The 22,348-nt window shown below is 39.4% G+C and carries 18 protein-coding genes; 4 read left to right on the top strand and 14 right to left on the bottom strand.

Features of this window, described 5'->3' with window-relative positions; genetic code table 11:
• Positions 1–27 precede the first annotated feature (27 nt).
• From dnaE to MST18_RS08970, 5 genes are all read right to left on the bottom strand, one after another.
• Positions 28–3,600, bottom strand: a complete 3,573-nt coding sequence (gene dnaE / locus MST18_RS08990) for a DNA polymerase III subunit alpha (protein WP_180133054.1) — start codon at positions 3,598–3,600, stop codon at positions 28–30.
• 177 nt (positions 3,601–3,777) lie between these two features.
• A complete protein-coding gene (locus MST18_RS08985; RefSeq protein WP_218952700.1) occupies positions 3,778–4,236 on the bottom strand; it encodes a hypothetical protein in 459 nt (152 codons plus the stop codon).
• A 371-nt stretch (positions 4,237–4,607) separates the two neighbouring features.
• Entirely contained in the window at positions 4,608–5,303 is a 696-nt protein-coding gene (locus MST18_RS08980; RefSeq protein WP_078188742.1) for a methionine ABC transporter permease, read from the bottom strand.
• Positions 5,300–6,325: a methionine ABC transporter ATP-binding protein gene (locus MST18_RS08975; RefSeq protein WP_180133055.1), complete on the bottom strand. Its 1,026-nt coding sequence runs from the start codon at positions 6,323–6,325 to the stop codon at positions 5,300–5,302. Before MST18_RS08975 ends, MST18_RS08980 begins: the two co-directional genes overlap by 4 nt.
• Before the next feature lie 74 nt (positions 6,326–6,399).
• Complete coding sequence (locus tag MST18_RS08970) at positions 6,400–7,272, bottom strand: MetQ/NlpA family ABC transporter substrate-binding protein (protein WP_180007758.1); 873 nt, start codon at positions 7,270–7,272, stop codon at positions 6,400–6,402.
• 823 nt (positions 7,273–8,095) lie between these two features.
• Between MST18_RS08970 and MST18_RS16645 the strand changes: the two genes are divergently transcribed.
• Positions 8,096–8,251: a pyrimidine/purine nucleoside phosphorylase gene (locus tag MST18_RS16645; RefSeq protein WP_373692664.1), complete on the top strand. Its 156-nt coding sequence runs from the start codon at positions 8,096–8,098 to the stop codon at positions 8,249–8,251.
• A gap of 245 nt (positions 8,252–8,496) precedes the next feature.
• Here MST18_RS16645 and MST18_RS08960 read toward each other — a convergent pair whose 3' ends face one another.
• On the bottom strand, positions 8,497–9,054 hold the full coding sequence (locus tag MST18_RS08960) for a GNAT family N-acetyltransferase (protein WP_180133056.1): 558 nt from the start codon (positions 9,052–9,054) through the stop codon (positions 8,497–8,499).
• A 265-nt stretch (positions 9,055–9,319) separates the two neighbouring features.
• On the opposite strand from MST18_RS08960, the gene MST18_RS08955 reads away from it, so the two are divergent.
• On the top strand, positions 9,320–10,546 hold the full coding sequence (locus MST18_RS08955; RefSeq protein ID WP_180133057.1) for a hypothetical protein: 1,227 nt from the start codon (positions 9,320–9,322) through the stop codon (positions 10,544–10,546).
• A gap of 60 nt (positions 10,547–10,606) precedes the next feature.
• Here the strand turns inward: MST18_RS08955 and purD are convergent, their stop codons facing one another.
• From purD to MST18_RS08915, 8 genes are all read right to left on the bottom strand, one after another.
• Positions 10,607–11,890, bottom strand: coding sequence for a phosphoribosylamine--glycine ligase (gene purD, locus MST18_RS08950; protein WP_180133058.1), 1,284 nt, complete (start codon positions 11,888–11,890; stop codon positions 10,607–10,609).
• A gap of 132 nt (positions 11,891–12,022) precedes the next feature.
• The gene (gene purH, locus MST18_RS08945; protein WP_180133059.1) at positions 12,023–13,597 is read right to left on the bottom strand and encodes a bifunctional phosphoribosylaminoimidazolecarboxamide formyltransferase/IMP cyclohydrolase; all 1,575 of its coding nucleotides are present in this window, start codon (positions 13,595–13,597) and stop codon (positions 12,023–12,025) included.
• Positions 13,598–13,692: 95 nt separating this feature from the next.
• On the bottom strand, positions 13,693–13,962 hold the full coding sequence (gene fis, locus MST18_RS08940) for a DNA-binding transcriptional regulator Fis (protein ID WP_001086304.1): 270 nt from the start codon (positions 13,960–13,962) through the stop codon (positions 13,693–13,695).
• A 392-nt stretch (positions 13,963–14,354) separates the two neighbouring features.
• The gene (locus tag MST18_RS08935; RefSeq protein WP_180054446.1) at positions 14,355–15,239 is read right to left on the bottom strand and encodes a DUF3426 domain-containing protein; all 885 of its coding nucleotides are present in this window, start codon (positions 15,237–15,239) and stop codon (positions 14,355–14,357) included.
• Positions 15,240–15,257: 18 nt separating this feature from the next.
• Complete coding sequence (prmA, locus tag MST18_RS08930) at positions 15,258–16,160, bottom strand: 50S ribosomal protein L11 methyltransferase (RefSeq protein WP_180133060.1); 903 nt, start codon at positions 16,158–16,160, stop codon at positions 15,258–15,260.
• 126 nt (positions 16,161–16,286) lie between these two features.
• Positions 16,287–17,174 carry a bile acid:sodium symporter family protein gene (locus tag MST18_RS08925; protein ID WP_180133061.1) on the bottom strand — a complete coding sequence of 296 codons (888 nt, stop codon included), beginning with the start codon at positions 17,172–17,174 and terminating at the stop codon, positions 16,287–16,289.
• Between the two features lie 74 nt (positions 17,175–17,248).
• Positions 17,249–18,127 carry a bile acid:sodium symporter family protein gene (locus tag MST18_RS08920; protein ID WP_078188732.1) on the bottom strand — a complete coding sequence of 293 codons (879 nt, stop codon included), beginning with the start codon at positions 18,125–18,127 and terminating at the stop codon, positions 17,249–17,251.
• 147 nt (positions 18,128–18,274) lie between these two features.
• Positions 18,275–18,625 (bottom strand): hypothetical protein, encoded by a 351-nt coding sequence (locus MST18_RS08915; protein ID WP_078188731.1) that lies wholly within the window; start codon positions 18,623–18,625, stop codon positions 18,275–18,277.
• 253 nt (positions 18,626–18,878) lie between these two features.
• On the opposite strand from MST18_RS08915, the gene mnmG reads away from it, so the two are divergent.
• A complete protein-coding gene (gene mnmG / locus MST18_RS08910; RefSeq protein WP_180133062.1) occupies positions 18,879–20,759 on the top strand; it encodes a tRNA uridine-5-carboxymethylaminomethyl(34) synthesis enzyme MnmG in 1,881 nt (626 codons plus the stop codon).
• A 343-nt stretch (positions 20,760–21,102) separates the two neighbouring features.
• Positions 21,103–22,308: a 3-(3-hydroxy-phenyl)propionate transporter MhpT gene (mhpT, locus tag MST18_RS08905; protein WP_180133063.1), complete on the top strand. Its 1,206-nt coding sequence runs from the start codon at positions 21,103–21,105 to the stop codon at positions 22,306–22,308.
• Positions 22,309–22,348 lie beyond the last annotated feature (40 nt).

Here is a 22,348-nt window from a genome sequence, read left to right as displayed (position 1 = left end):
AAAAGCAGTTCAAACAGCGTTTAAACTTTAAGAAAATTGATTGGCTTCTGCTTGGTATAAATCCATGGCATCATCCATGCTCATCCCATCGGGTGGTGGCGGAACCTGCGCAGGAATAGAGGCTTGTTCATAACTTACCGCTTTGGCTGCTTTGGATTTGACATGATATTCGACATGCAAAGATTCTTTACCGAAGTAGTCACGCAGCTTAGACAGTAATTCATCTAGTGGGGCAACTTTCCAGTTTAAGCCCAAATGAATGTCAGCCGTCGCATATGGATAGTCAATATATAACTGCACAGGGATATGCGTACACATATCGACATTGCAAAAAGGCAGTAAAATATTTTGGATATCGCGTGAGAGCGTTTTACTAAAATGTTCAGGTGTTAATTTAATTTGAATCGCATTGGCACGTTTTTGACGGATTTCATTCAAACTGAAGGCTTTAGTTAAGCGACCCATTGGCCGATCAAAACCTTCACGTTCGTAAATTTCACCTTCAATGACCACCACTTTTTCGTTTTGAATCACATCTTTGAAGCGGTTAAAACGTTCGTGATTCGCAGACACTTCTATACGTGCAGTACCATCATCGAGCGTCACCATCATGCGGTTCGGGAAGTTGGCAATATCGACGACTAGGCCTGCAAATACTGTAGTGACACCACGTCGTGTAGGCGTAAGCTCATTAATGCGCTGTGAAATAAAGGCTTTTAGCTCTGATCGATACACATCGATCGGATGACCTGTTAGATAAAGCCCAAGAGTATCTTTTTCACCTTTAAGACGAACTTCATCTGACCACGGTTTAACAGGTTTAGAAGGTTTACGCTGAACTTCTTCAACTTCACCAAATAAATCCATCATCCCTGTTTCGCGGTTTGTACGGGCTTGGTCAGCCGCTTGTACAGCTTCTGGCAATTGCGCCATCAAGTCAGCGCGTTCTAATCCTAAACAATCCAATGCGCCACCACGAATCAATGCTTCAAGCGTGCGCTTATTGATTTTTTTTAGGTCAATACGATGACAGAAGTCAAACAGATCTTTATATGGGCCATCTTGGATACGTGAGTCAATCACAGACTGCATGGCAGCTTCACCGACACCCTTGATCGCACCTAAACCATAGACGATGGTTTTTGGATCGCTGGCATGGAAATTATATAAAGACATATTGACCGAAGGTGGTAAGACTTCAAGACCATTAATACGACAGTCATCGATTAAGAACACCACGTTGTCCGTGTTCTGCATTTCCGAGGTCATCACTGCTGACATAAATTCAGCAGGGAAATGTGCTTTTAACCAAGCGGTTTGATATGCAACAAGGGCGTAGGCTGCGGCATGGGATTTGTTAAAACCATAGCCTGCGAATTTTTCCATATAATCGAAGATATGGTTGGCCGTATCTGCATCAATACCTTTGGTTGCAGCACCTTCAGTAAAGATCTGACGGTGCTTAATCATTTCTTCGACTTTCTTTTTACCCATGGCACGACGAAGTAAATCCGCGCCACCCAAGCTATAGCCAGCACAGAACTGCGCTGCCTGCATTACCTGTTCCTGATACACCATAATGCCGTATGTCGGTTCAAGGACACTTTCTAGTAATGGATGTAAGTATTCAAACTCGCCACCATGCATACGGTAAATAAAGTCAGGAATCAGATCCATGGGGCCTGGACGGTATAAAGACACGAAAGCAATAATTTCTTCGAACTTACTTGGACGTGCCTCTTTCAGCATTTTTTTCATGCCGACGGATTCAAACTGGAAGACTGCTGTGGTATTTGCATCTGCGAACACAGCATAGGCAGGTTTGTCATCCAAAGGAATCAAGGAAATGTCGACAGGTGTAGTGATATCTGGACGGGCATTAATGTGCTTAATGGCATCTTCAATTACCGTTAAGTTACGTAAGCCCAAGAAGTCGAATTTTACTAGGCCTGCAGCTTCCACATCGTCTTTATCGAATTGGGCTACACGGTTAGTTCCATCTGCATCACACAGTACAGCGGAATAGTCGGTTAACTTGGTTGGTGCAATTACCACACCACCGGCGTGTTTACCTGTATTACGGGTAATGCCTTCAAGTTTGAGTGCCATTTCCCAAATTTCGGCTGCATCGTCGTTATCAGGATTTGATGGGTTGGTGACAATGTCTTTGAGTTGTGGTTCGGCCTCAATGGATTCTTCCAAACTTAAACCTAAAGGCTTGGTCGGAATCATTTTAGAAATACGGTCAGCCAAACCATAAGATTTACCTAAGACACGGGCTACGTCACGAATTGCACCTTTTGCCGCCATGGTACCGAAAGTTGCAATCTGAGAGACCGCATCTCGACCATAAGTGCGTGCAACATAGTCAATAACACGGTCACGACCTGCAATACAGAAATCGACGTCAAAGTCGGGCATCGATACACGTTCTGGGTTTAAGAAACGCTCGAACAGTAGGTCATAACGCAGTGGATCAAGGTCGGTAATTTTTAAACTATAGGCAACCAAGGAACCTGCACCCGAACCACGGCCGGGACCAACAGGCACGCCATTACCTTTAGACCATTGAATAAAGTCCATGACAATCAGGAAGTAACCTGGGAATTGCATGGTCAGGATGATCCCGACTTCATAAGCCAAACGCTCATCATAAGGCTTACGAATTTCTGCCCAGTCGTCACCACGTTGTTCGATAGGGTATAAATGCGCTAAACGTTCTTCTAAACCTTCTTTTGATAAATGTTCAAAATAGGTGTCAATTGTATGACCTTCAGGAATTGGATAATCGGGAAGGTCATGGAAGCCTAAACGTAATGACACATTACAGCGTCGCGCAATGTGATAGGTATTTTCTATAGCCGTAGGAATGTCTGCAAACAGCTCCGTCATTTCCTCGGCAGTTTTAAAATACTGTTCAGGACTGTAATTTTTAGGGCGACGATTGTCACCGAGGACATAGCCATCGGCAATACAAACGCGTGCTTCATGTGCCTCGAAATCTTCTTTACGTATAAAATGCACATCGTTATGAGCAACCACACCAATGTTAAATTTCTTCGCAAGTTTTACTGCTTCGTGAATAAAGTCTTCTTCACCCGAGCGCTCAGTTCGTGTAATCGCTAGATAAACACGATTGCCAAATTTTTCGACCCATTCAGCTAACAGTGGTTCAGCTTTTTGCGGGTTGGAAGAGCAAAGCATTTTGCCGACATCACTTTGCATACCCAGTAAAACTATCAAGTCTTGGTGTTGATTTAAAATCCAATCTTTTTTTACGCAAGGAATATCAAGCTGTTGACCTGAAATATAACCTTCAGAAACCAACTCTGTTAGACTGCGCCAACCTTTATTGGTCATCGCTAGAAGAGTAGCTTTGTGTTCAGCATCATTCAAACGAATGGTTGAACCAAATATGGGTTTAATGCCTTTATCTAAGCACTTTTTATAGAATTTTACAGCAGCATGTAGATTTGAAAGGTCAGTAATGGCCAGAGCGGGCATTTCATCTGCAGCTGCAGCTTTTACAAGATCAGGTATACGTACAATAGATTCAGTAATGGAAAATTCTGTAAAAATACCAAGATGTACAAAGTGCATAGATGAGTCCCTGCGAAAACAGCTGCTGATTTTAGCATGCTCTGAGTTCAAACTTGCGTTTATTGCATGGCTTTATGCAGATTTATAAATTCACTGTTTAATCAATAAACGCTGTATCACAAGCACCATTTAGCAAGCAATACCTTGATTAACTGAAAAAGCTATTAATTTGCTATTTTAAAAGTTGAAGGCTAGATTGCCAATATAGGGTAAATCATAGTTATGAGGCTCTTTCAGCACGCATTTTGCATGAGTCGGTGAGAGTAAAATCACATATGCAACTTCATTTGGATTGGCTAATTTTGCACTTTTGGTAAAGTCTTTTACAAATTGTTGATAGTCATATTGGCTTATCAGATGTTTTGACCCAATTTGAATTTTATCGCGTATTTGAGTGGATTTATCCCATTCCATCCAAACATCCCCTTTGGTTTGTCCAAGTTGGGCGAAGCAGCTTTTATTTTTATAGAATGAATCATTTTTAACTTGAGGATTGTCCTCAGCATAAATTTCAAATTTTAGAAATTTACCTTTTGATGTGACATGAAACTCAGTATTGCCGGCACATTCTGAATATTCATATTTAAGCTTTACTGGATTTTTGCTGATTAATGCATTTGCTTTTGATGCAGGCAAGGGTAAGGCTAAGTCAACATCATTTGCCTTAATACTAGTTACATAGTCATAATCAGCAATGGATGCAGATGCTGCTGAAGTGATGAATATCCCCGTTATGAAAAAAATTTAAGCGGAAAATTTTTGCTGTCAGTGTAGTTTCCATGGGGAATATAAAATCCTGTTCTTTTGATATTTTGTACTCATTCAAGTTTTTGTAAACGTAATATTGAAGGTTATATTTTAAATTTTATGGTGTTGCTAATTTGCCGTCAAAATAATTTAAAACTAAAAAAAATTTTGGTTTAATTGCGGCATTAAAAACTAAATTTTAGAATCTAAGAAACTAAAAAGCCCTCCGAGGAGAGCTTAAATATATGAATTATGCAGGCTTAGCGCAGTTTCGATAACCAGTCCCCCAGACTTTGAACAATTTGTACCAAAATCAACAATACAATGACGGTCATGATGACCACGCTACTATCAAAACGTTGATAACCATAAGAAATGGCAAGATCACCGATACCGCCTGCACCTACTGCACCCGCCATGGCTGTTGCACCAATTAAGCTAATGGTTGCAGTCGTTAAGTTTAAAATTAAAGAGCTACGAGACTCTGGTAGGACAAATTTAGTAATGATTTGCAGCGGAGATGCACCCATCGCTTGAGCAGACTCAATGATGCCGTCATTCACTTCAAGCAACGAAGTTTCAATCAGACGACCAATGTAAGGACCAACATAGATTGTGAGAGGAACAATTGCAGCCCAAGTACCAATTGAAGTACCCACAATGACTTTGGTCAAAGGGATGACCGCAATCAGGAGGATAATAAATGGCAATGAACGCAGCGCATTCACAATCGGGTTCAAACCATGGTAGATGACACGGTTAGGCAAAATGCCTTGTGGACGTGAGACATATAAAATCACGGCCTGGATAAAACCCCAAATACAGCCAAAGAGCATGGCAAAGAACACCATGTGAAAAGTTTCTTGTAGGGCAGTGACAAACTGATCCATGGACAAAGAACTTTTCCAAAAGGGTGCTGTAATTTGAGTCAGCCATTGAACAATTAAATCTCTCATTGCTGAACTCCTGCTTGAGTGACTTCAACGCCATGTTGTTCTAAGAACGCCACCGCTTGTTGAATCAATGCTGCATCACCTAATAGCTGAACGAACATTTGTCCAATCACCGCACCATTAATTTCAGTCATATTGGCAAACAAAATATTCAGGCTAATATCAAACTGTTTAATTACCGCTTGAATGACGGTTTCTTGTGCCGAACTGCCGAGGAATTTTAAACAATAAATACTGTTATGATTTTGATTTTCTAAATTATTTAAAATATTAACAGGGAGCTGTTGCTGCAATACAGTTTGAATAAAATTTTTGGTTGTATTGTGTTTTGGCTGACTAAAAATCTCTAAGGTTGAGCCATGTTCGATGACTTTCCCTTGTTCCATTACCGCAACATAATCACAAACAGATTCAATCACATCCATTTCATGGGTGACCATGACAATAGTAATGCCTTGTTCTTGATTGATTTTCTTTAATAACGCCAATACCGACTTGGTGGTTTGCGGATCGAGAGCAGATGTTGCTTCATCACACAGTAAAATTTTAGGATGATTGGCAAGCGCACGGGCAATCCCGACACGTTGTTTTTGGCCACCAGAGAGCTCATCTGGATAGGCATTTTTCTTATGTTTTAGGTCAATAAATTCGAGCAACTCTTTTAAACGTTTTTGGCGTTCAGCTTTAGACACACCTAAAAGTTTAAGCGGCATTTCAATATTTTCTGCAACTGTTTTGGTTTGCAGTAAATTGAAGTGCTGGAAGATCATGCCAATATTGGTTCTTTCTTGACGTAGCTCTGCCGAATTTAAAGCAGTAAAGTCTTTATCATGAATAATAATTTGCCCTTCACTAGGACGTTCTAGCAAATTAATTAAACGGATTAAGGTACTTTTGCCTGCACCACTGTAGCCAATTAGACCGAAAATACAGCCATCTGGAATGTCCAGATTAATCTGATCCAGTGCTGTAACGGTTTGGCCTTTAAGCTCAAAATGCTTGGAGATATTTTTAAATTGGATCATAGCGTCAAAAAAGGTTCAGAAATGAAAAAACAGGCAAAGTAAACTTTGCCTGTTTATTTGAAGAAATTATATTACTATTTTGCTTCAGTGAGGTAGCTAGTTGGTTTGTTTACATCAATTTTAGTACCACCAAAATGTTCATCGATGTAAGCTTTAACTGCTGGAGTGTGATAAAGCGCGCCTACTTTTTGTAGAACTGGGTCATTTTGACGGTCAGCAGCAACAGCAAGAATGTTCACGTTCATTTTTGTACTTTGGTCGATTGGCTCATAGTAAACCGCATCTTTCAGTACGTTTAAACCACCTTCCATCGCAAGGGTATTACCCAAAACAATCGCATCAACTTCGTCTTTAACACGAACAGCAGTCGCCATTTGTATTGGTTTGATTACGATTTTCTTCGCATTTTCAGTTACGTCAGCAGGTGTGCCTTTTACATCGTCAAAATCAGCTTTAAGTTTGATTAAGCCAGCAGATTGAAGTAGCAACAATGCACGTGATTCGTTTGCGCCATCATTTGGAATCGCAATTGTTGCACCAGTTTTGAACTCTTCAAGTTTTTTGACTTTGCTTGAATAGATACCCATTGGCTCTAAATAAGTAGTCGAAAGCGGTGCGATTTTATCTTTATTATTGTCATTAAACGCAACCATATAGGCATATGACTGGAATGCATTAACATCAATTTCTTTGTTCGCTACAGCAGTGTTCATAGACACATAGTCAGTAAAGTTTTTCACTTCAAGTTTAATGCCAGCTTCTTTGGTTTCAGGAAGCGTAGCAATATAGCGCCAAATATCAGCATCTGAACCAGTCGAAGCCATGGTAACAGTTTGCACTTCTGCAGTGTCTTTTTGTTGTGCGGCGTCAGTTGCAGGAGCTTCTTGTTTACCACAGCCTGAAAGGCCCACAGATAAACCGAGAACTAATCCTAGGAGCTTTTTCATATATTCACCCGAGTAAATTTATAAAATTAATAAATTCACAAATCATATTATGGAGAGATTTACTTAAGTCTTTTATCAGACAGGCTGATAGATGCTTAATAATTTAAAATGCTACACAGACTTATACAATTAGATCTGAGTCTATTTCCAAATGGGAAAAGATAGCCATTGCAAGCTGCTGTAAACAAAAGATTTAATAAAGCAAATCTCTATATTTCGCTAGGCATCATATCAATTTTTTATTATTCAATATAGTGATTTAAAAAGTTATGCTTAGCACCAAAAATGTATATGGAATGTGTTTAATTAAATAATTTAATAAGTAAAAACAATATATTATTTATAATTAAACTATTTAAGTACGTCATTTGTATAAGTTTAGGTCTATATAACAAATTTTAAAATGTATTGCTGAAAAAATGATAAAAATGAAATAAGTCCTGTCATACACAAAATTTGTAACATTCATATGTGAAAATAACGAAGTGCTTCAATCTAATTTGCATTGAAATCTTTATTGATACATTTACAGTTCAACTCTGATTCATGGTTTTTCAAAATCTTAGATCTAAATCTGAGGAAGATTGAATCCGCTACAGCGTTTAAGATAAACTGCTTAATAATTGATCATAATAAATTGCTATGTGCGGCACGCTATGTTAAATCAGTTTGATTTCGTCTCAATTGCAAAAAAAGCCTACGGTACATTATGGCGGTAGATCGGTGAGCCATGTTTAAAAAATGGAAGATGATAGCCAAAAAACTATCGCTGTATTTTTGATATCAGAACAACCTATGACGTTTGAGGTGCATGTGAAAGAACGTGTTGAAATCACATCGGGGTAGTGTGTTGTGCAAATTGGGGGAGCAGGTCGAGTTTGTTCAATATACTTCTGGCGAAAGCTTTATTGTTCCACAAGATTCTATTTTTAAAGTGAAATGTACTGATGTCGTTGATTATGTATGCCATTTTGATTAAGCATGCTTAAACAGGTTGGAGTTGTTTTAGCATTGTGACTTATGATTTTTACTTCCAAGGCCATAGTAATTGATATGTTTAGAGCTTAACCCCGCACTTAGCGGGGTATTTTATATGATTCAATGAATGATTTAGCTTTCTTATACGGAATCCTACGGTAACTATATTTAAAGTTTTTAACATCACCTATAGTCACTGTTTGGCAGAGTTAATGTGCTTTGGTTTTGCCGTGAATAATTATTGAATTAGCAAAAGGGGATGTGCAAATAATCACTGCGCTGAATTTCATAGAGTACATGACGGTTTAATGGATGATCCGCTGGTACATGCGGATGATTAAATTCACGGACTTTTTGCATACCAATGCGTTGCATGACACGTTCTGATGGTGTGTTCAAACTTGCAGTGAAGGAAATAACTTTATCTAGTCTTAAGTTTCTAAAAGCATGTTTGAGTACAGCTTTTGCTCCATCGGTGGCATAACCTTGATGCCAATATTGCGGTAGTAGTCGCCAGCCGATTTCAGGTGCATCGGCTATTTCAAACTCAGGTGGGTGTACGTGTAAGCCGATAAAGCCAATAAATTCGCCTGTGGCTTTAAGCTCGACGGCATATAAACCCCAACCACGTGTTTCTATTGCATCGCGTAGGCGTTGCATAAATGCAGTGGCTTCGGACGCATCAAGTTTGTTAGGGAAATAGCGCATGACGTCGTCGTCTGCACACATTTGGATGAATGGATCAGTATCGGAGTCTTGCCATTGGCGGAGGATGAGGCGAGGGGTTTGGATCAAATTTGTCATAAATTAGGATTGAATTTTAATTATAGAAAAATTTAGCAGGTTTTATTTTTAGGTGATATTAAAATTTTTGATTCCTTAGAAATATGATTGCAAAGAAATATGAGATTGGATAGTATTGGTTTAAGGTCGCCTACCGTACTTACGCATGAGTAGAAAAGGGATTCAAAAATTTAATGTCTTAGTTTTAAGTCATACCGAAATTTAATTTTCTTAAGTATCAACTCGTTTGGTTCTTAGCATTTAAACATGCGTTGCTAAAAGTCTTATGACACCAAAGATTCTTTGTATAAAGAGTTTAGAGTTGGCAGTACGGAAAATTATGTCTATTCAAGAATTCGCATTTCAATTATCTAAAAAAATTCAAGATCAACATTCTGTAAAAATTAGTCGTTCACATATTTATGAACTAATTGCTTTGGATCTAGGTTATAAAACTTATAATTCCTTAGTTGCTCAGAATCTTTTACTTGATGCTGAATATGATGATTCCGAAGAATATTATCAGCATGAATTGATGAGTGCTTTAACACTAGAAATACTTAAAAATCCGCCTAAAATAGATTATTCAAATTTTAATGAAGATGATCTTCATTGGGATGATTATGAAGGTCGTGAATTTTTAGAAAATATTAAAAAAATTATTGTAAAACTTCAGGCTTTACTGAAATTAGATGCTGAAGAGGCTTTATATTTATCGATTGCTAAAACTATTTATCGAGAACTTTTACGGTTCAATATCGAAGTGATAAACTTTAGGGACATACGAAACTCTTTGAGTTATGTTGATTTTAATAATGGTCTAGTTCAAACATTTGAAGTTCTCAGCGAAATTGATGATAATTACTTTGATTCAGATGAGTTAGATTTTGAATCAATAGGAGATAATTTAGAAAAAATATTATCTTATGCTAAAGACCGTAAAAATCCTGATGCTTACGCTGTTTTAGGTGGTTATTATCGTTATTTAGCAAATCAAATAGCCCCTTATGGTAGGAGTGGTTCAAATTTTGGTAGCTATTGGGATAATGATAAACAAAAATATATTAGTTCTGATCAAACTAAAAAAAATAAAGAAAAGTATGAGGAATATATAAAACAAGCTGAACAGTTTGAATCATATATCAAAGACAGTCCATTAAGTCTTAATGAAATCAACTTTGATGCAGATTCTGAGACAGTTTATAACCAAGTTCTCTATTTGTGTAATCAAGGTAATTTAGAAGCTATTGAGTATTTTCTTTACCAAAAATTATTTAAAAATAGTGGGGAAGCATGGCTCTATATTTACTTGGCTCAAATGTGTGGAACTGATTTTACCCAAGATGATTTGAAAGCTTATAATGCATATACAGGAGAAGAATACGATGATTATGGGCCATTGGAAATAGCAGGCCGTGAAGCAATTCAGTATGTTATAAACTTAGCTGAAATATCGGATGATAAGGATAATTTAGCGCGAAAAATTGCTACAGAGTTATTTGAAAAAATTTAATTTAGTTTAAGTGTTAAAAACCCCGCACTTAGCGGGGTTTTTACTTAATCAAATGAATGATTAAGCATTTTCACGTGCAATTGCGCGGTAGCCAATATCTTTACGGTATTGAACGCCGTCAAACGTTACTTTTTGGCACAGCTCTAAAGCTTTCGCTTGCGCTTCGCCAATGGTGTTGCCTAGCGCAGTCACACAAAGTACACGACCACCAGCAGTCACAATGTCACCATTCTCAAGCGCTTTTGTACCTGCATGGAATACTTTTGCATCAGCCATTTCTGTGTCTAAACCAGAAATCACATCACCATTGCTAGAAGTTTCTGGGTAGCCTTTAGATGCAAGTACGATACCTACAGTCTTGCGCTCATCCCATTCAGCTTCTGCAGGAAGTTTACCTGCAATACCAGCTTCAACTAAATCAACCAAAGATGATTTTAAACGCATCATGATTGGCTGAGTTTCAGGGTCACCAAAACGACAGTTGAACTCGATCACTTTAGGTTGACCTTGTTCGTCAATCATTAAGCCTGCGTATAAGAAACCTGTATAAACATGACCGTCTTTTTTCATACCTTCAACGGTAGGACGCATCACTTCATTCATGGTTTTTTCAAATACGTCAGCAGTCACAACAGGCGCAGGAGAGTAAGCACCCATACCACCCGTGTTTGGACCTTGGTCGCCTTCAAAGATACGCTTGTGATCTTGAGACGTTGCCATTGGCAAAATGTTGTCGCCATCAATCATACAAATGAAAGACGCTTCTTCACCCGCAAGGAATTCTTCGATCACCACACGTGAGCCGGCATCGCCAAATTTGTTGCCAGCCAGCATGTCATCAATCGCATCAAATGCTTCTTGATTGGTCATGGCAACAATTACGCCTTTACCCGCAGCAAGACCGTCAGCCTTGATTACAATCGGCGCACCATTTTTTTCAACAAATGCTTTTGCAGCATCTACTTCTGTAAATACATCATAGAAAGCAGTTGGGATGTTATGGCGTTTTAAGAAGTGCTTCGCAAATGCTTTAGAGCCTTCAAGCTGTGCAGCAAATTGAGTTGGGCCCCAAATTTTTACACCCGCTTCACGGCAAGCATCCACAACACCATTTACAAGCGGTGCTTCAGGGCCAACCACGATTAAATCCACCGCATTGTTTTTAGCAAAGTCGATGATCGCAGCGTTGTCTAAAATATTTAAGGCAACATTTTCGCATTTATTTTCAGTTGCAGAACCCGCATTGCCCGGTGCTACAAATACTTTTGCAACTTTGTCATCTTGTGCGATTTTCCATGCCAATGCATGTTCACGACCGCCATTACCCAAAACTAAAATATTCATCGGTTCATACTCCATGAATCGAAAATGACATAAAGTCCTCAACCTGAAAGCAGGAGAGGACTTTATGCAAGATTAGAAATCTAGTGTATTAAGCAAAAGACTGTGCTTAATTGTCATGATCAAGTTGCCAACTTAGTGACGGAAATGACGCATGCCAGTGAAGACCATTGCAATACCAGCTTCATCAGCAGCAGCAATTGTCTCTTCATCACGCATAGAACCACCTGGTTGGATAATGCATTTGATACCCGCTTTCGCAGCGTTATCAATACCATCACGGAATGGGAAGAATGCGTCAGATGCCATTACAGCGCCTTCAACTACTAAACCAGCATGTTCAGCTTTAATTGCTGCAATACGTGCAGAGTTCACACGGCTCATTTGACCTGCGCCAACACCAATAGTTTGACGGCCTTTAGCGTATACAATTGCATTTGATTTAATGTATTTCGCAACTTTCCAAGCAAAGATTAAGTCATCAATTTCTGCTTCAGTTGGAGCGCGTTTAGTCACAACTTTAAGGTCATCTTTTGTGATCATGCCTAAGTCTTGGTCTTGGACCAATAGACCGCCATTTACACGTTTGTAGTCAAGCTGTGCTTTACGCTCAGTGATCGCAGGAAGCTCGCCGCATACAAGTACACGTACGTTTTTCTTCGCGCCAGTCACTTCAAGCACGCCTTCAGCAACGCTAGGAGCAATGATCACTTCAACGAATTGACGGTCAACAATTGCTTGAGCAGTTGCAACATCTAATTCGCGGTTAAATGCAATGATGCCGCCGAATGCAGATTCAGGGTCAGTTGCATAAGCAAGGTCATAAGCCGCTTGGATGCCGTCTAAAGATACTGCTACGCCACATGGGTTTGCGTGTTTTACGATGACACATGCAGGCTTAGCAAATGATTTTACACATTCAAGTGCTGCGTCAGTGTCTGCGATGTTGTTATAAGATAATTCTTTACCTTGAAGTTGTTTCGCAGTAGAAACAGATGCTTCAGTTGCTGTGTCTTCTACATAGAAAGCAGCAGATTGATGCGGGTTTTCACCGTAACGTAAGTCTTGAACTTTGTTCAATTGAGTATTGAAAGTACGCGCAAATTTATCTGCTTGACCTTCTTCCTTACCTACGCGAGCGCCTAAGTAAGATGCAATCATGCCGTCATACTGTGCAGTATGTTCAAATGCTTTAACCGCAAGGTCAAAACGAGTTGCATGTGATAATACGCCTTCAGCTTTAAGCTCAGCAACGACAGTTGCATAATCAGCAGCATTTACCACGATACCAACCGATGCATGGTTTTTCGCAGCAGCACGAACCATAGTCGGACCACCGATGTCGATGTTTTCAATCGCATCAGCAAGTGAGCAGTTTGGTTTTGCAACAGTTGCAGCAAACGGATAAAGGTTAACAACTACAAGATCGATTGCATCGATGTTGTGTTCAGCCATCACAGCTTCGTCTAGACCGCGACGAGCTAAGATACCACCATGAATTTTCGGATGTAGCGTTTTTACACGGCCGTCCATCATCTCTGGGAAACCTGTGTGCTCTGAAACTTCAACTACGGCAACATTATTGTCTTTCAACAATTTGTATGTTCCGCCAGTAGATAAAATTTCTACCCCTAGAGCAGCAAGTTCTTGTGCAAATTCAACAATTCCAGTCTTGTCAGACACAGAGATTAAAGCGCGTTTAATAGTCATGATCTTCGTCACAGTTTTCAAGGAACAGATTAAAACAAAATTAGCAAAATGCAGGTCAAAAAAAATGCCTGCGGAAGCCGCAAGCATTTTATCATTTATTCACTCATTAAACCGTGAGCTTTCAACTTTTTACGTAAAGTACCACGGTTTAAGCCGAGAATCTCAGCAGCGCGGGTTTGATTACCACGTGTATATTCAAGAACTACAGATAGAAGAGGCTTCTCCATTTCCGCCAGCACCATATCGTATACCTGAGATGGTTGCTCGCCTTGCAATTGTGCAAAGTAATGGCGAACTGCGCGATCTACGTGAATACGAAGAGCGACATCAGATTGTGCAGTAAAAATAGGAGATTTGCTATTCATGCGAATTAATCCGAAAAATCAAATATCACTTGGGTAAAGTGATTTGTTAAAAGTGGTCTATAAACTTGAATGAACTCCGTTTTAGTTCCTAATGCGGAGTTCTAAAACTTGTACATTACTTGTAGCTTGACACAACTCGCAAAATTGTTCGAAAAATAAGCGTAACAATAGATTAATAATTGTTACAGCCTAAAAAACAAACAAAAAATCTACTCAATACGCAATAAATATTAAAGCGCACGGTTGGGATTGTATTTGTTGTGAAAAATTAGCGAGGAGTTTGCAGCACAAAGCTTTCGTGGCGCGTATCATACCATTGTCTAGGAAAAAGTGAGCAAGAAAACTGCATTTTTTTTATGTTTTTTTTACTTTTTTAATAGTTTTTTCCAATATTAGGGGCGAATCAACTCAATTGAATAATTATCGAAGCTTTTGCGTGCAATTGGTAGGCTAAATTGGAATTTAAAAGGACTACTTTTTGGGATCCGTTGGATGCCATGCAGACTTTTGTCCAAATACTCTTCAGGTAAAAGCGTATAGTTTGCTATTTCAGCACCATTTTCTTTTAGTGAAATTTTCATATTGGGTAAGGCAAGGCTACGGTCATGAAAATTGATCATTTCACCTGTAAAACGTGTTTCATTATTTCCAATGCTACGAATTTTGACTTTTTTGGTACTAATTAAACTGTAATGTTCCTCTAGACGTGAACAATTGAATACATCACAGACCGCAGTAAATGCAGCACCCATCACTGGACTATTTTTTAAATATTGAGGATTGAACCAGAAAAACTGGAATATAAGTGCACCAAATAAGAAAGCATTAATACAGAACCACATAAAATAATTCAGTGGTGTACGTTTTTTATCTTTTTCAGCCTGTTCTGCCCAATTTACAGCAGGCAGGTTGCCGATCGGTTCGGTGCTGAAATAATTTAAGTTATTTAAATAAGTTTTTAGATCGATATTAGAGTTTTCGACTTTTTGATCAAATAGTTTTAATAAATGGTGGGTTGGTGTTTCTTCAACAGTCACTGGTGTAAGCGTATTATTAAATTCGCTGACATTAATAATAGTATTGGAGTTTTTTTGCGGTGCATTTTCTTGCTCAGGGGTAGAAAAAGACAACGCTTTATCTACCACCAAATGAGACAGTGCATTAAAAGATGTAGAGCACTTTGGGCAACAAACCATGCCCTGAGCGACAGTAAGCTGCGGAACAGTTACTTTATATGTTGTAAAACAAGTTGGGCAGTTAGTTAATTTGTCGCTCATAAGTACACATTTTAAATTTTAATACTGTTGGCGTTTACCCGAAATTCGGCACCATGTTTCGTCACGTTTTTCTACGTCTAATATATCAAAAAATTCAGAATAAACACTAGAAACATCAGAAACTTGCTCTTCAATTACACCTGCAAGTGCGAACTCGCCCTCAGATTTAATTAAAGTTGAGAATTCTGCAGCCAAGGCCATTAGAGGGCCTGCAAGAATATTAGCAACAAACACATCGGCTTTTTGTCCAGCGAGTTCTTGGTTGAACTCTTCAGGTAGGCCTACATACAAATTTTCCAGTACACCATTTAATTCGGCATTTTGTTGTGTTGCTAAAACGGCTTGTGGGTCAATATCAGTGGCATAAACTTTTTTTGCACCCAAAAGTAAAGCGGCAACACTTAAAATACCAGAACCACAACCGTAGTCGATGACGATTTTATCCTTAAGATCAACTTTACCTAACCATTGTAGGCATAAGAATGTTGATGCATGGTTGCCAGTACCAAATGCCAGACCTGGGTCTAGTTTGATGTTTACGGCGTCTGCTTCTGGCGCTTCCATCCATTCTGGGACGATCCAATATTTCTCACCAATTTGAATAGGCTCATAGGCATCCATCCATGTGCGTTCCCATTCTTGGTCTTCAATGAATTCGCTACGCATTGGTGCTTCAGGAAGTTGAGCTTTAATAAATGTTTCTAATGCAGCAACATCAATTTCTTCATCATCTTCTTGTGCATAGATACCAGTAACGATCACTTTATTCCAAAGAGGTGTTTCACCTGGAAGTGGTTCAAGTAAATCCTGATTTTCTGCATCATCTAGCGTGACACTGACTGCACCTAAAGAGCTGAGCAGTGTTTCAGTGTAATCAACTTGAGCTTTTTCAACAGTAATATGAATTTGTAACCACTTCACGGACATAACCTAAATGAGTTTTATAAAAAGCTATTGTAACGGAACTCGGCAACTTGCAGCTAGCCATTATCAAAATTGACAAAAAATAAAAGGATGCACGTGGCATCCTTTTAAGTTTTCAGCGCCTTAACTTTTAATTGTTTCTGTTGTAGTTGTCGAGAGCGGTGCAAAACGTGTAATCAGGAAGCCAAATACAGCGGCAAAGATATACATAAAGATTGAATATACTGCCGCAGGCATTGCAACTGCAGAGCTGGCCATCACTGTTAAGGCGATGGTCATGGCCAATGTGCTGTTATGAATCCCGATTTCAAATGCACATGCACGTGCCTGAGCACTATTGATGCCGAATAGTCTCGGAACAAAATAACCAATGCATAAGCTGAAAATACAGAATAGAACCGTAGCTAAGCCAACTTGGGTTAGATAAGCCGCAATATTTTGTCGTTCAGAGTAAATAGCACCGATAATAATTAAGATGAGAAAGACCACAGCAAAGACACGGAGTGGTTTATGCAGTTTCTCAGTCAGTTTAGGTGCATAGTGACGAAGCAGCATGCCTATACATACAGGGATAATAATAATGCCGAAAACTTGGAGGATTTTTCCAAACTGCAGACTGATTTGTTGCCCTTCTTGCATGAAGTGCATGATCGAAAAATTCACGATCAATGGAAGGGTTAATGCTGCAATGACTGAGTTGATGGCGGTCAGGGTAATATTTAAAGCCAAGTCACCTTTAAATAGATAGCTAAATAAGTTAGCTGTGCTACCACCAGGTGAGGCTGCGAGTAGCATCAAGCCGACAGCAAGCAGTGGTGGTAATGCTAACAGTTTACATAGTAGAAAGGCGATACCGACAAGCAACACGAGTTGGCAAAATAATGCGATCAACACGGCTTTAGGGTGCTTGGTGACACGTGCGAAATCTTTGGGGGTAAGTTCTAGCCCAAGCCCGATCATAATAAAGGCCAGTGCTAATGGCAAAAGAACCGTAATAATTCCAGAATCCATCGTATTTATTCTCCTTGAGCATATTTAATGGTTTTTTACCAAAGTCCTTATGGTGATTGCGTTTGAAAAATAGTTTAGGTTTTCACTTGTTGAATTAGGTGGCTGCCACGGCGCGTCAAAATAAAACCAAATAAGGTCGCCAATAAATACATAAAAATAGAATAAACACCGGCAGGTATCGCCACTGTGGTGTTTTCAAGCACACTCAGTGCGATGGTTAGGGCGATACTGGTGTTATGAATGCCAATCTCAAAGGTACACGCACGTGCCTGCTTTTCCGGCACACCCGCGAGGAATGGAATTAAGTAACCCAAAAATAAGCCACTGAAACAGAGTAAACAGGTCGCAATGCCGACGCTGGCAAAATACGTAATGATGTTGGACTGTTCACGCAAAACTGCGAGTGTAAAGATAAGAATTAATAAGAAAATAGACAACATTCGCATCGGTTTGTTGATGTGATACGCAATGGTCGGAAAGGAGTTGCGAATAAACATACCGAAACATACCGGTATCAAAATAATCAAAAATACATGGGTGATCTTATCGATAGGCATGCCAATACTGGTACTTTCACCAACAAAATGCAAAATAGAAAGGTTGACAATAAAAGGCAGTGTAAAGCACGAAACAACTGAGTTAATGGCCGTTAAGCTAATATTTAATGCAACATCACCTTTATATAGGTAGCTAAAAAGGTTAGCAGTGGGGCCGCCAGGTGAAGCCGCAAGCAACATGAGCCCGACCGCGAGTAAAGGGGGTAACTCAAGCAACTTACACAGGAAAAACGCAATGCTGGTCAGTAGAATAAGCTGAGTAAATAAAGCGATGAAAATAACTTTTGGATAGCGTCCAACGCGTAAAAAGTCTTTGACTGAAAGTTCAAGTCCCAAACCCATCATCATAATGGCTAAAGCAATGGGTAGAAAAAATGCAAATAATCCCGAATCCATGGAATTTCCTGATATTTTTATCCTTATAGTGTTTTTGAGTTTATCTCAGTTTGATAAATAAGCAATAAATAAAAGCGAGTAAAAACTGATGTTTTACCCGCTTTATTTTTGATCTGTTAATTGGTCGATATTTTCATCGACAACTGTTTATTTAGGACGAGGAGGAGTGAACCCTAAAGCACATTTTCCTTTTATTTCTTGTCCATTAATCGTTGCAGTAGTGGCTTTTGCATCTGCACTACATGTGCTTAATAATTCGGCTTCTTCACCATGAAGATTTGCATTTTTGGAAGAGCTAAAAAATTGTGGTTCGCAGGTACCATTCCAGATAATACCGCGATAGGCAAATGATACTTGAGCGCCTTGGCTTTTACCTTTACAGACTTGTTGATATCGCTGTGCATCATACACTTTCTCAACTTTATCATTGGCTGAGGCAGCAAGTGGTGATAAACATAAACCGCATAAAACCGTGGATAGCAAAATATTCTTATTCATGCTTATAGTCCTTATGATTCTCATGGGATCTATAACAGAATAAAAAATCATCAGAATAAAACAACAATCTTCGAGTAACATTTGCTTGAGAAATGTATATTTTTATATGGAATATGCAAAGTATGTATGTTCATAAAGAAATATATAGGCATAAAACAGTAGTCAATAACAATAAAATCGAGTTAATCAGTCAACTTATCGGTGAATTTTTGCTATAATCTTCCGTCATCCTTTTTTAATCTCCTTTACCACTATGCATTATCCTAAAGTTTACGATGTCATTGTTATCGGCGGCGGTCACGCGGGTACTGAGGCAGCTCTTGCTGCGGCACGTATGGGTCGACAGACTTTACTCTTAACTCATAATATTGAGACTTTAGGGCAGATGAGCTGTAATCCAGCCATCGGTGGTATTGGTAAATCACATTTAGTACGCGAAATTGATGCGCTTGGCGGTGCAATGGCATTGGCTGCTGACAAAGGTGGTATTCAATTCCGTATTTTAAACTCACGTAAAGGTGCGGCTGTTCGTGCGACTCGCGCACAGGCTGACCGTATTCGTTATAAAGCTGCGATTCGTGAAACCTTAGAAAATCAAGCGAACTTGGATATTTTCCAACAAGCAGCTGATGACCTTATTGTTGAAGGCGATACCGTTAAAGGTGTAGTCACCCAAATGGGTATTCGCTTTGATGCGAAAACTGTTGTATTGACTACAGGTACATTCTTGGGTGGTGTGATCCACGTAGGTCTAAATAATGCTTCAGGTGGTCGTGCGGGCGATCCTCCTTCAATTTCATTGGCTGCGCGCCTTCGTGAATTGAACTTACCTGTAGGTCGTTTAAAAACTGGTACACCACCACGTATCGATGCACGATCAGTTGATTTCTCTGTGATGACGCCACAGCCGGGTGATTTCCCATCTCCGACTATGTCATTCATGGGTGATGCGTCGATGCATCCTGAGCAAATCAATTGCTATATCACACATACCAACGAGAAAACTCACGATATCATTCGTGGCGGCTTAGACCGTTCACCAATGTATACTGGTGTGATTGAAGGTGTGGGTCCACGTTACTGCCCATCGATTGAAGATAAAATTCATAAATTTGCCGATAAAGATTCGCATCAAGTGTTCTTGGAACCTGAAGGTTTGGATACACATGAGCTTTATCCAAATGGTATTTCAACTTCTTTACCATTCGATGTTCAGTTTGAATTGGTTCGCTCGATTCGTGGTATGGAAAATGCGCACATTTTGCGTCCGGGTTATGCGATTGAGTATGATTATTTCAACCCACAATCATTGAAATTCTCTTTAGAAACCAAATCGATTAATAACCTGTATTTTGCAGGTCAAATTAACGGTACAACGGGTTATGAAGAAGCGGGTGCGCAAGGTTTGCTTGCAGGCTTAAACGCAGCACGTCGTGCATGGGATCAAGAGCAATGGACACCAAAACGTGATGAAGCGTACATGGGTGTATTGGTTGATGACTTGATTACTTTGGGTACTAAAGAACCGTACCGTATGTTTACTTCGCGTGCGGAATACCGTTTGATGTTGCGTGAAGACAATGCGGATCAGCGTTTAACTGCGATTGGCCGTGAAATGGGTCTGGTGGATGATGCGCGTTGGGATTCGTACTGCCAAAAAATGGAAGCAGTTGAAACTGAAAAAGGACGTTTACAACACCTTTGGGCAGCGCCAAACAATCCACTAGGCAAAAAATTCGTTGAAATGACTGGTGATGACCTGTCTAAAGAAACCAATGCAATTGATTTGTTAAAACGTCCAAATATCAACTTTGCGCAAATTGCTGAATTGACGGGTTCTGAAGTTTCAGCATTTGTTGGAGAGCAAATTGAAATTGCTGTGAAATATGCGGGTTATATTAACCGTCAGCAAGAAGATGTTGCGCAAATGAAGCGTTTGGAAGATACGCGTATTCCAGCTGATTTTGATTATGATGTCGTTTCTGGTCTTTCACGTGAAATCACCATGAAGCTGAAAAATGTATTGCCTGAAACATTGGCACAAGCAAGTCGTATTCCGGGTGTTACACCTGCGGCTGTTCAATTGGTGATGATTACCATCCGTAAGAATAACCAAGCGAAAAAATCTGCATAAGGTTTTGAGTTAAATAAAAAACCCGCTCAGTTGCGGGTTTTTTATTGCTTAAAAATTATTGGCTGTTGGTATTTGATCGGATTAAATGAATATTTTGATCATCATTAGTTTTAGCTATGGTTTGATTATTAAAATCTTTCATAAACCTAAGTGATTGATAATTAATTATAAATACAAAAAATAAGATCTAAAAACTATTGATATACAAAGTTTTAAGTCTTAATGGTGGGCTTTTGGTCGTGTGAATTCCGACCTTTGTAGTGGTATTTATTCTACCCAATAAAGCCGAAACTTCAGGGTATGGCGTACAAGTGGGTTTACGCTACATGAATGGAGTTCGATTATGGCAAATCAACAATCGGGAAAAATGCAAAAAATTCTAACAGTATTTTTGTGTTTCTGGGTGGCATTTTTTGAAGGTTTTGACCTACAAGCACCCGGTATCGCAGCAAAAGGAATCGCAGCGACATTTTCCTTAGATCAGGTGCAAATGGGCTATGTGTTTAGCTTGGGTGTATTTGGTATGTTATTTGGCGCGTTCTTTGGGGGGCGTGTCGCTGACTATTTGGGGCAGAAGAAAGTCCTAATGTTGTCGATTTTTATCTTCGGTGTATTTATGTCTATAACGGCAGTTGCACCAAGTATTGAAATTTTATATATCGCACGATTCTTTACAGGTTTAGGTTTGGGCGCTGCGATGCCAACGATGATCTCGGTGGTGGGTGATGAAGCGACGGATGCTAACCGTGGACGCTTAAATAGTTTGATGTACTGTGGCTTACCCGTAGGTGCAATCTTTGTTGCTGGCTTGGGTATTATTTTTAAAGATATCTCTTGGCATACACTATTTTTAATTGGTGGTTTAACGCCTTTAATCTTGATTCCATTCATGGCGATTATCTTAAAAGATAAGCGTACAGAAAAAGTTCAGGCAGAAACCAAAGAAGCTGTTCCAGCGATGGGGCAAATCCTGTTTGCTGAACAGCGTTATAAATATACATTGCCGCTTTGGTTGAGTTTCTTCTTTACCTTAATGGTAAACTATATTCTGATCAGTTGGTTGCCTAACTTGCTTATGGAACAAGGGTTGGAAAAGCAACAAGCTTTCATGATCATGTTGATGTTCCAAGTGGGCGCAGTGATTGGTACGCTGGGTTTAGGCTACTTACTTGATCGCCTAAAATTATGGCAAATGGCAGTGATTATCTATACAGGTTTGTTTGTAGCATTGTTTGTACTGTTCACAACAAATTCAATTCCTGTACTTATCGCAGCAGGCATCATGGGCGGGATTTTCTCTACAGGTGGTCAATCGATTTTGTATGGGATCTCTCCAATTTTCTATACACCAGCTGGGAAAGTAACAGGTGTGGGGAGTGCGATTTCATGGGGTCGTTTGGGTGCAATGACAGGTCCATTACTCACAGGTAAGATTTTGGCGCTAGGTCTAGGAACGACAGGTATTTTAATTGCAAGTGCGCCGGGTATTGCTTTGTCAGCTATCGCAGTGGCTGCATTGTCAGCCTATAAGTCATCCCTTAAGAAATAGTCAAAACCAGTCATATTTAAAGGAGCTACGGCTCCTTTTT

Origin of the sequence: Acinetobacter sp. YH12068_T (assembly GCF_024606005.1) — a bacterium.
GTDB lineage: Bacteria > Pseudomonadota > Gammaproteobacteria > Pseudomonadales > Moraxellaceae > Acinetobacter > Acinetobacter amyesii.
This window is presented reverse-complemented; position numbering and strand designations above follow the sequence as displayed.

Coding starts and splice junctions, on each gene's coding strand:
- dnaE (WP_180133054.1), bottom strand. CDS start 3,600: ATGCACTTTGTACATCTTGGTATTTTTACAGAATTTTCCATTACTGAA.
- MST18_RS08915 (WP_078188731.1), bottom strand. CDS start 18,625: ATGAATAAGAATATTTTGCTATCCACGGTTTTATGCGGTTTATGTTTA.
- fis (WP_001086304.1), bottom strand. CDS start 13,962: ATGAATAGCAAATCTCCTATTTTTACTGCACAATCTGATGTCGCTCTT.
- MST18_RS08980 (WP_078188742.1), bottom strand. CDS start 5,303: ATGAGAGATTTAATTGTTCAATGGCTGACTCAAATTACAGCACCCTTT.
- purH (WP_180133059.1), bottom strand. CDS start 13,597: ATGACTATTAAACGCGCTTTAATCTCTGTGTCTGACAAGACTGGAATT.
- MST18_RS08935 (WP_180054446.1), bottom strand. CDS start 15,239: ATGAGCGACAAATTAACTAACTGCCCAACTTGTTTTACAACATATAAA.
- MST18_RS08970 (WP_180007758.1), bottom strand. CDS start 7,272: ATGAAAAAGCTCCTAGGATTAGTTCTCGGTTTATCTGTGGGCCTTTCA.
- MST18_RS08920 (WP_078188732.1), bottom strand. CDS start 18,127: ATGGATTCGGGATTATTTGCATTTTTTCTACCCATTGCTTTAGCCATT.
- MST18_RS08975 (WP_180133055.1), bottom strand. CDS start 6,325: ATGATCCAATTTAAAAATATCTCCAAGCATTTTGAGCTTAAAGGCCAA.
- MST18_RS08960 (WP_180133056.1), bottom strand. CDS start 9,054: ATGACAAATTTGATCCAAACCCCTCGCCTCATCCTCCGCCAATGGCAA.
- MST18_RS08925 (WP_180133061.1), bottom strand. CDS start 17,174: ATGGATTCTGGAATTATTACGGTTCTTTTGCCATTAGCACTGGCCTTT.
- mhpT (WP_180133063.1), top strand. CDS start 21,103: ATGGCAAATCAACAATCGGGAAAAATGCAAAAAATTCTAACAGTATTT.
- mnmG (WP_180133062.1), top strand. CDS start 18,879: ATGCATTATCCTAAAGTTTACGATGTCATTGTTATCGGCGGCGGTCAC.
- purD (WP_180133058.1), bottom strand. CDS start 11,890: ATGAATATTTTAGTTTTGGGTAATGGCGGTCGTGAACATGCATTGGCA.
- MST18_RS08955 (WP_180133057.1), top strand. CDS start 9,320: ATGACACCAAAGATTCTTTGTATAAAGAGTTTAGAGTTGGCAGTACGG.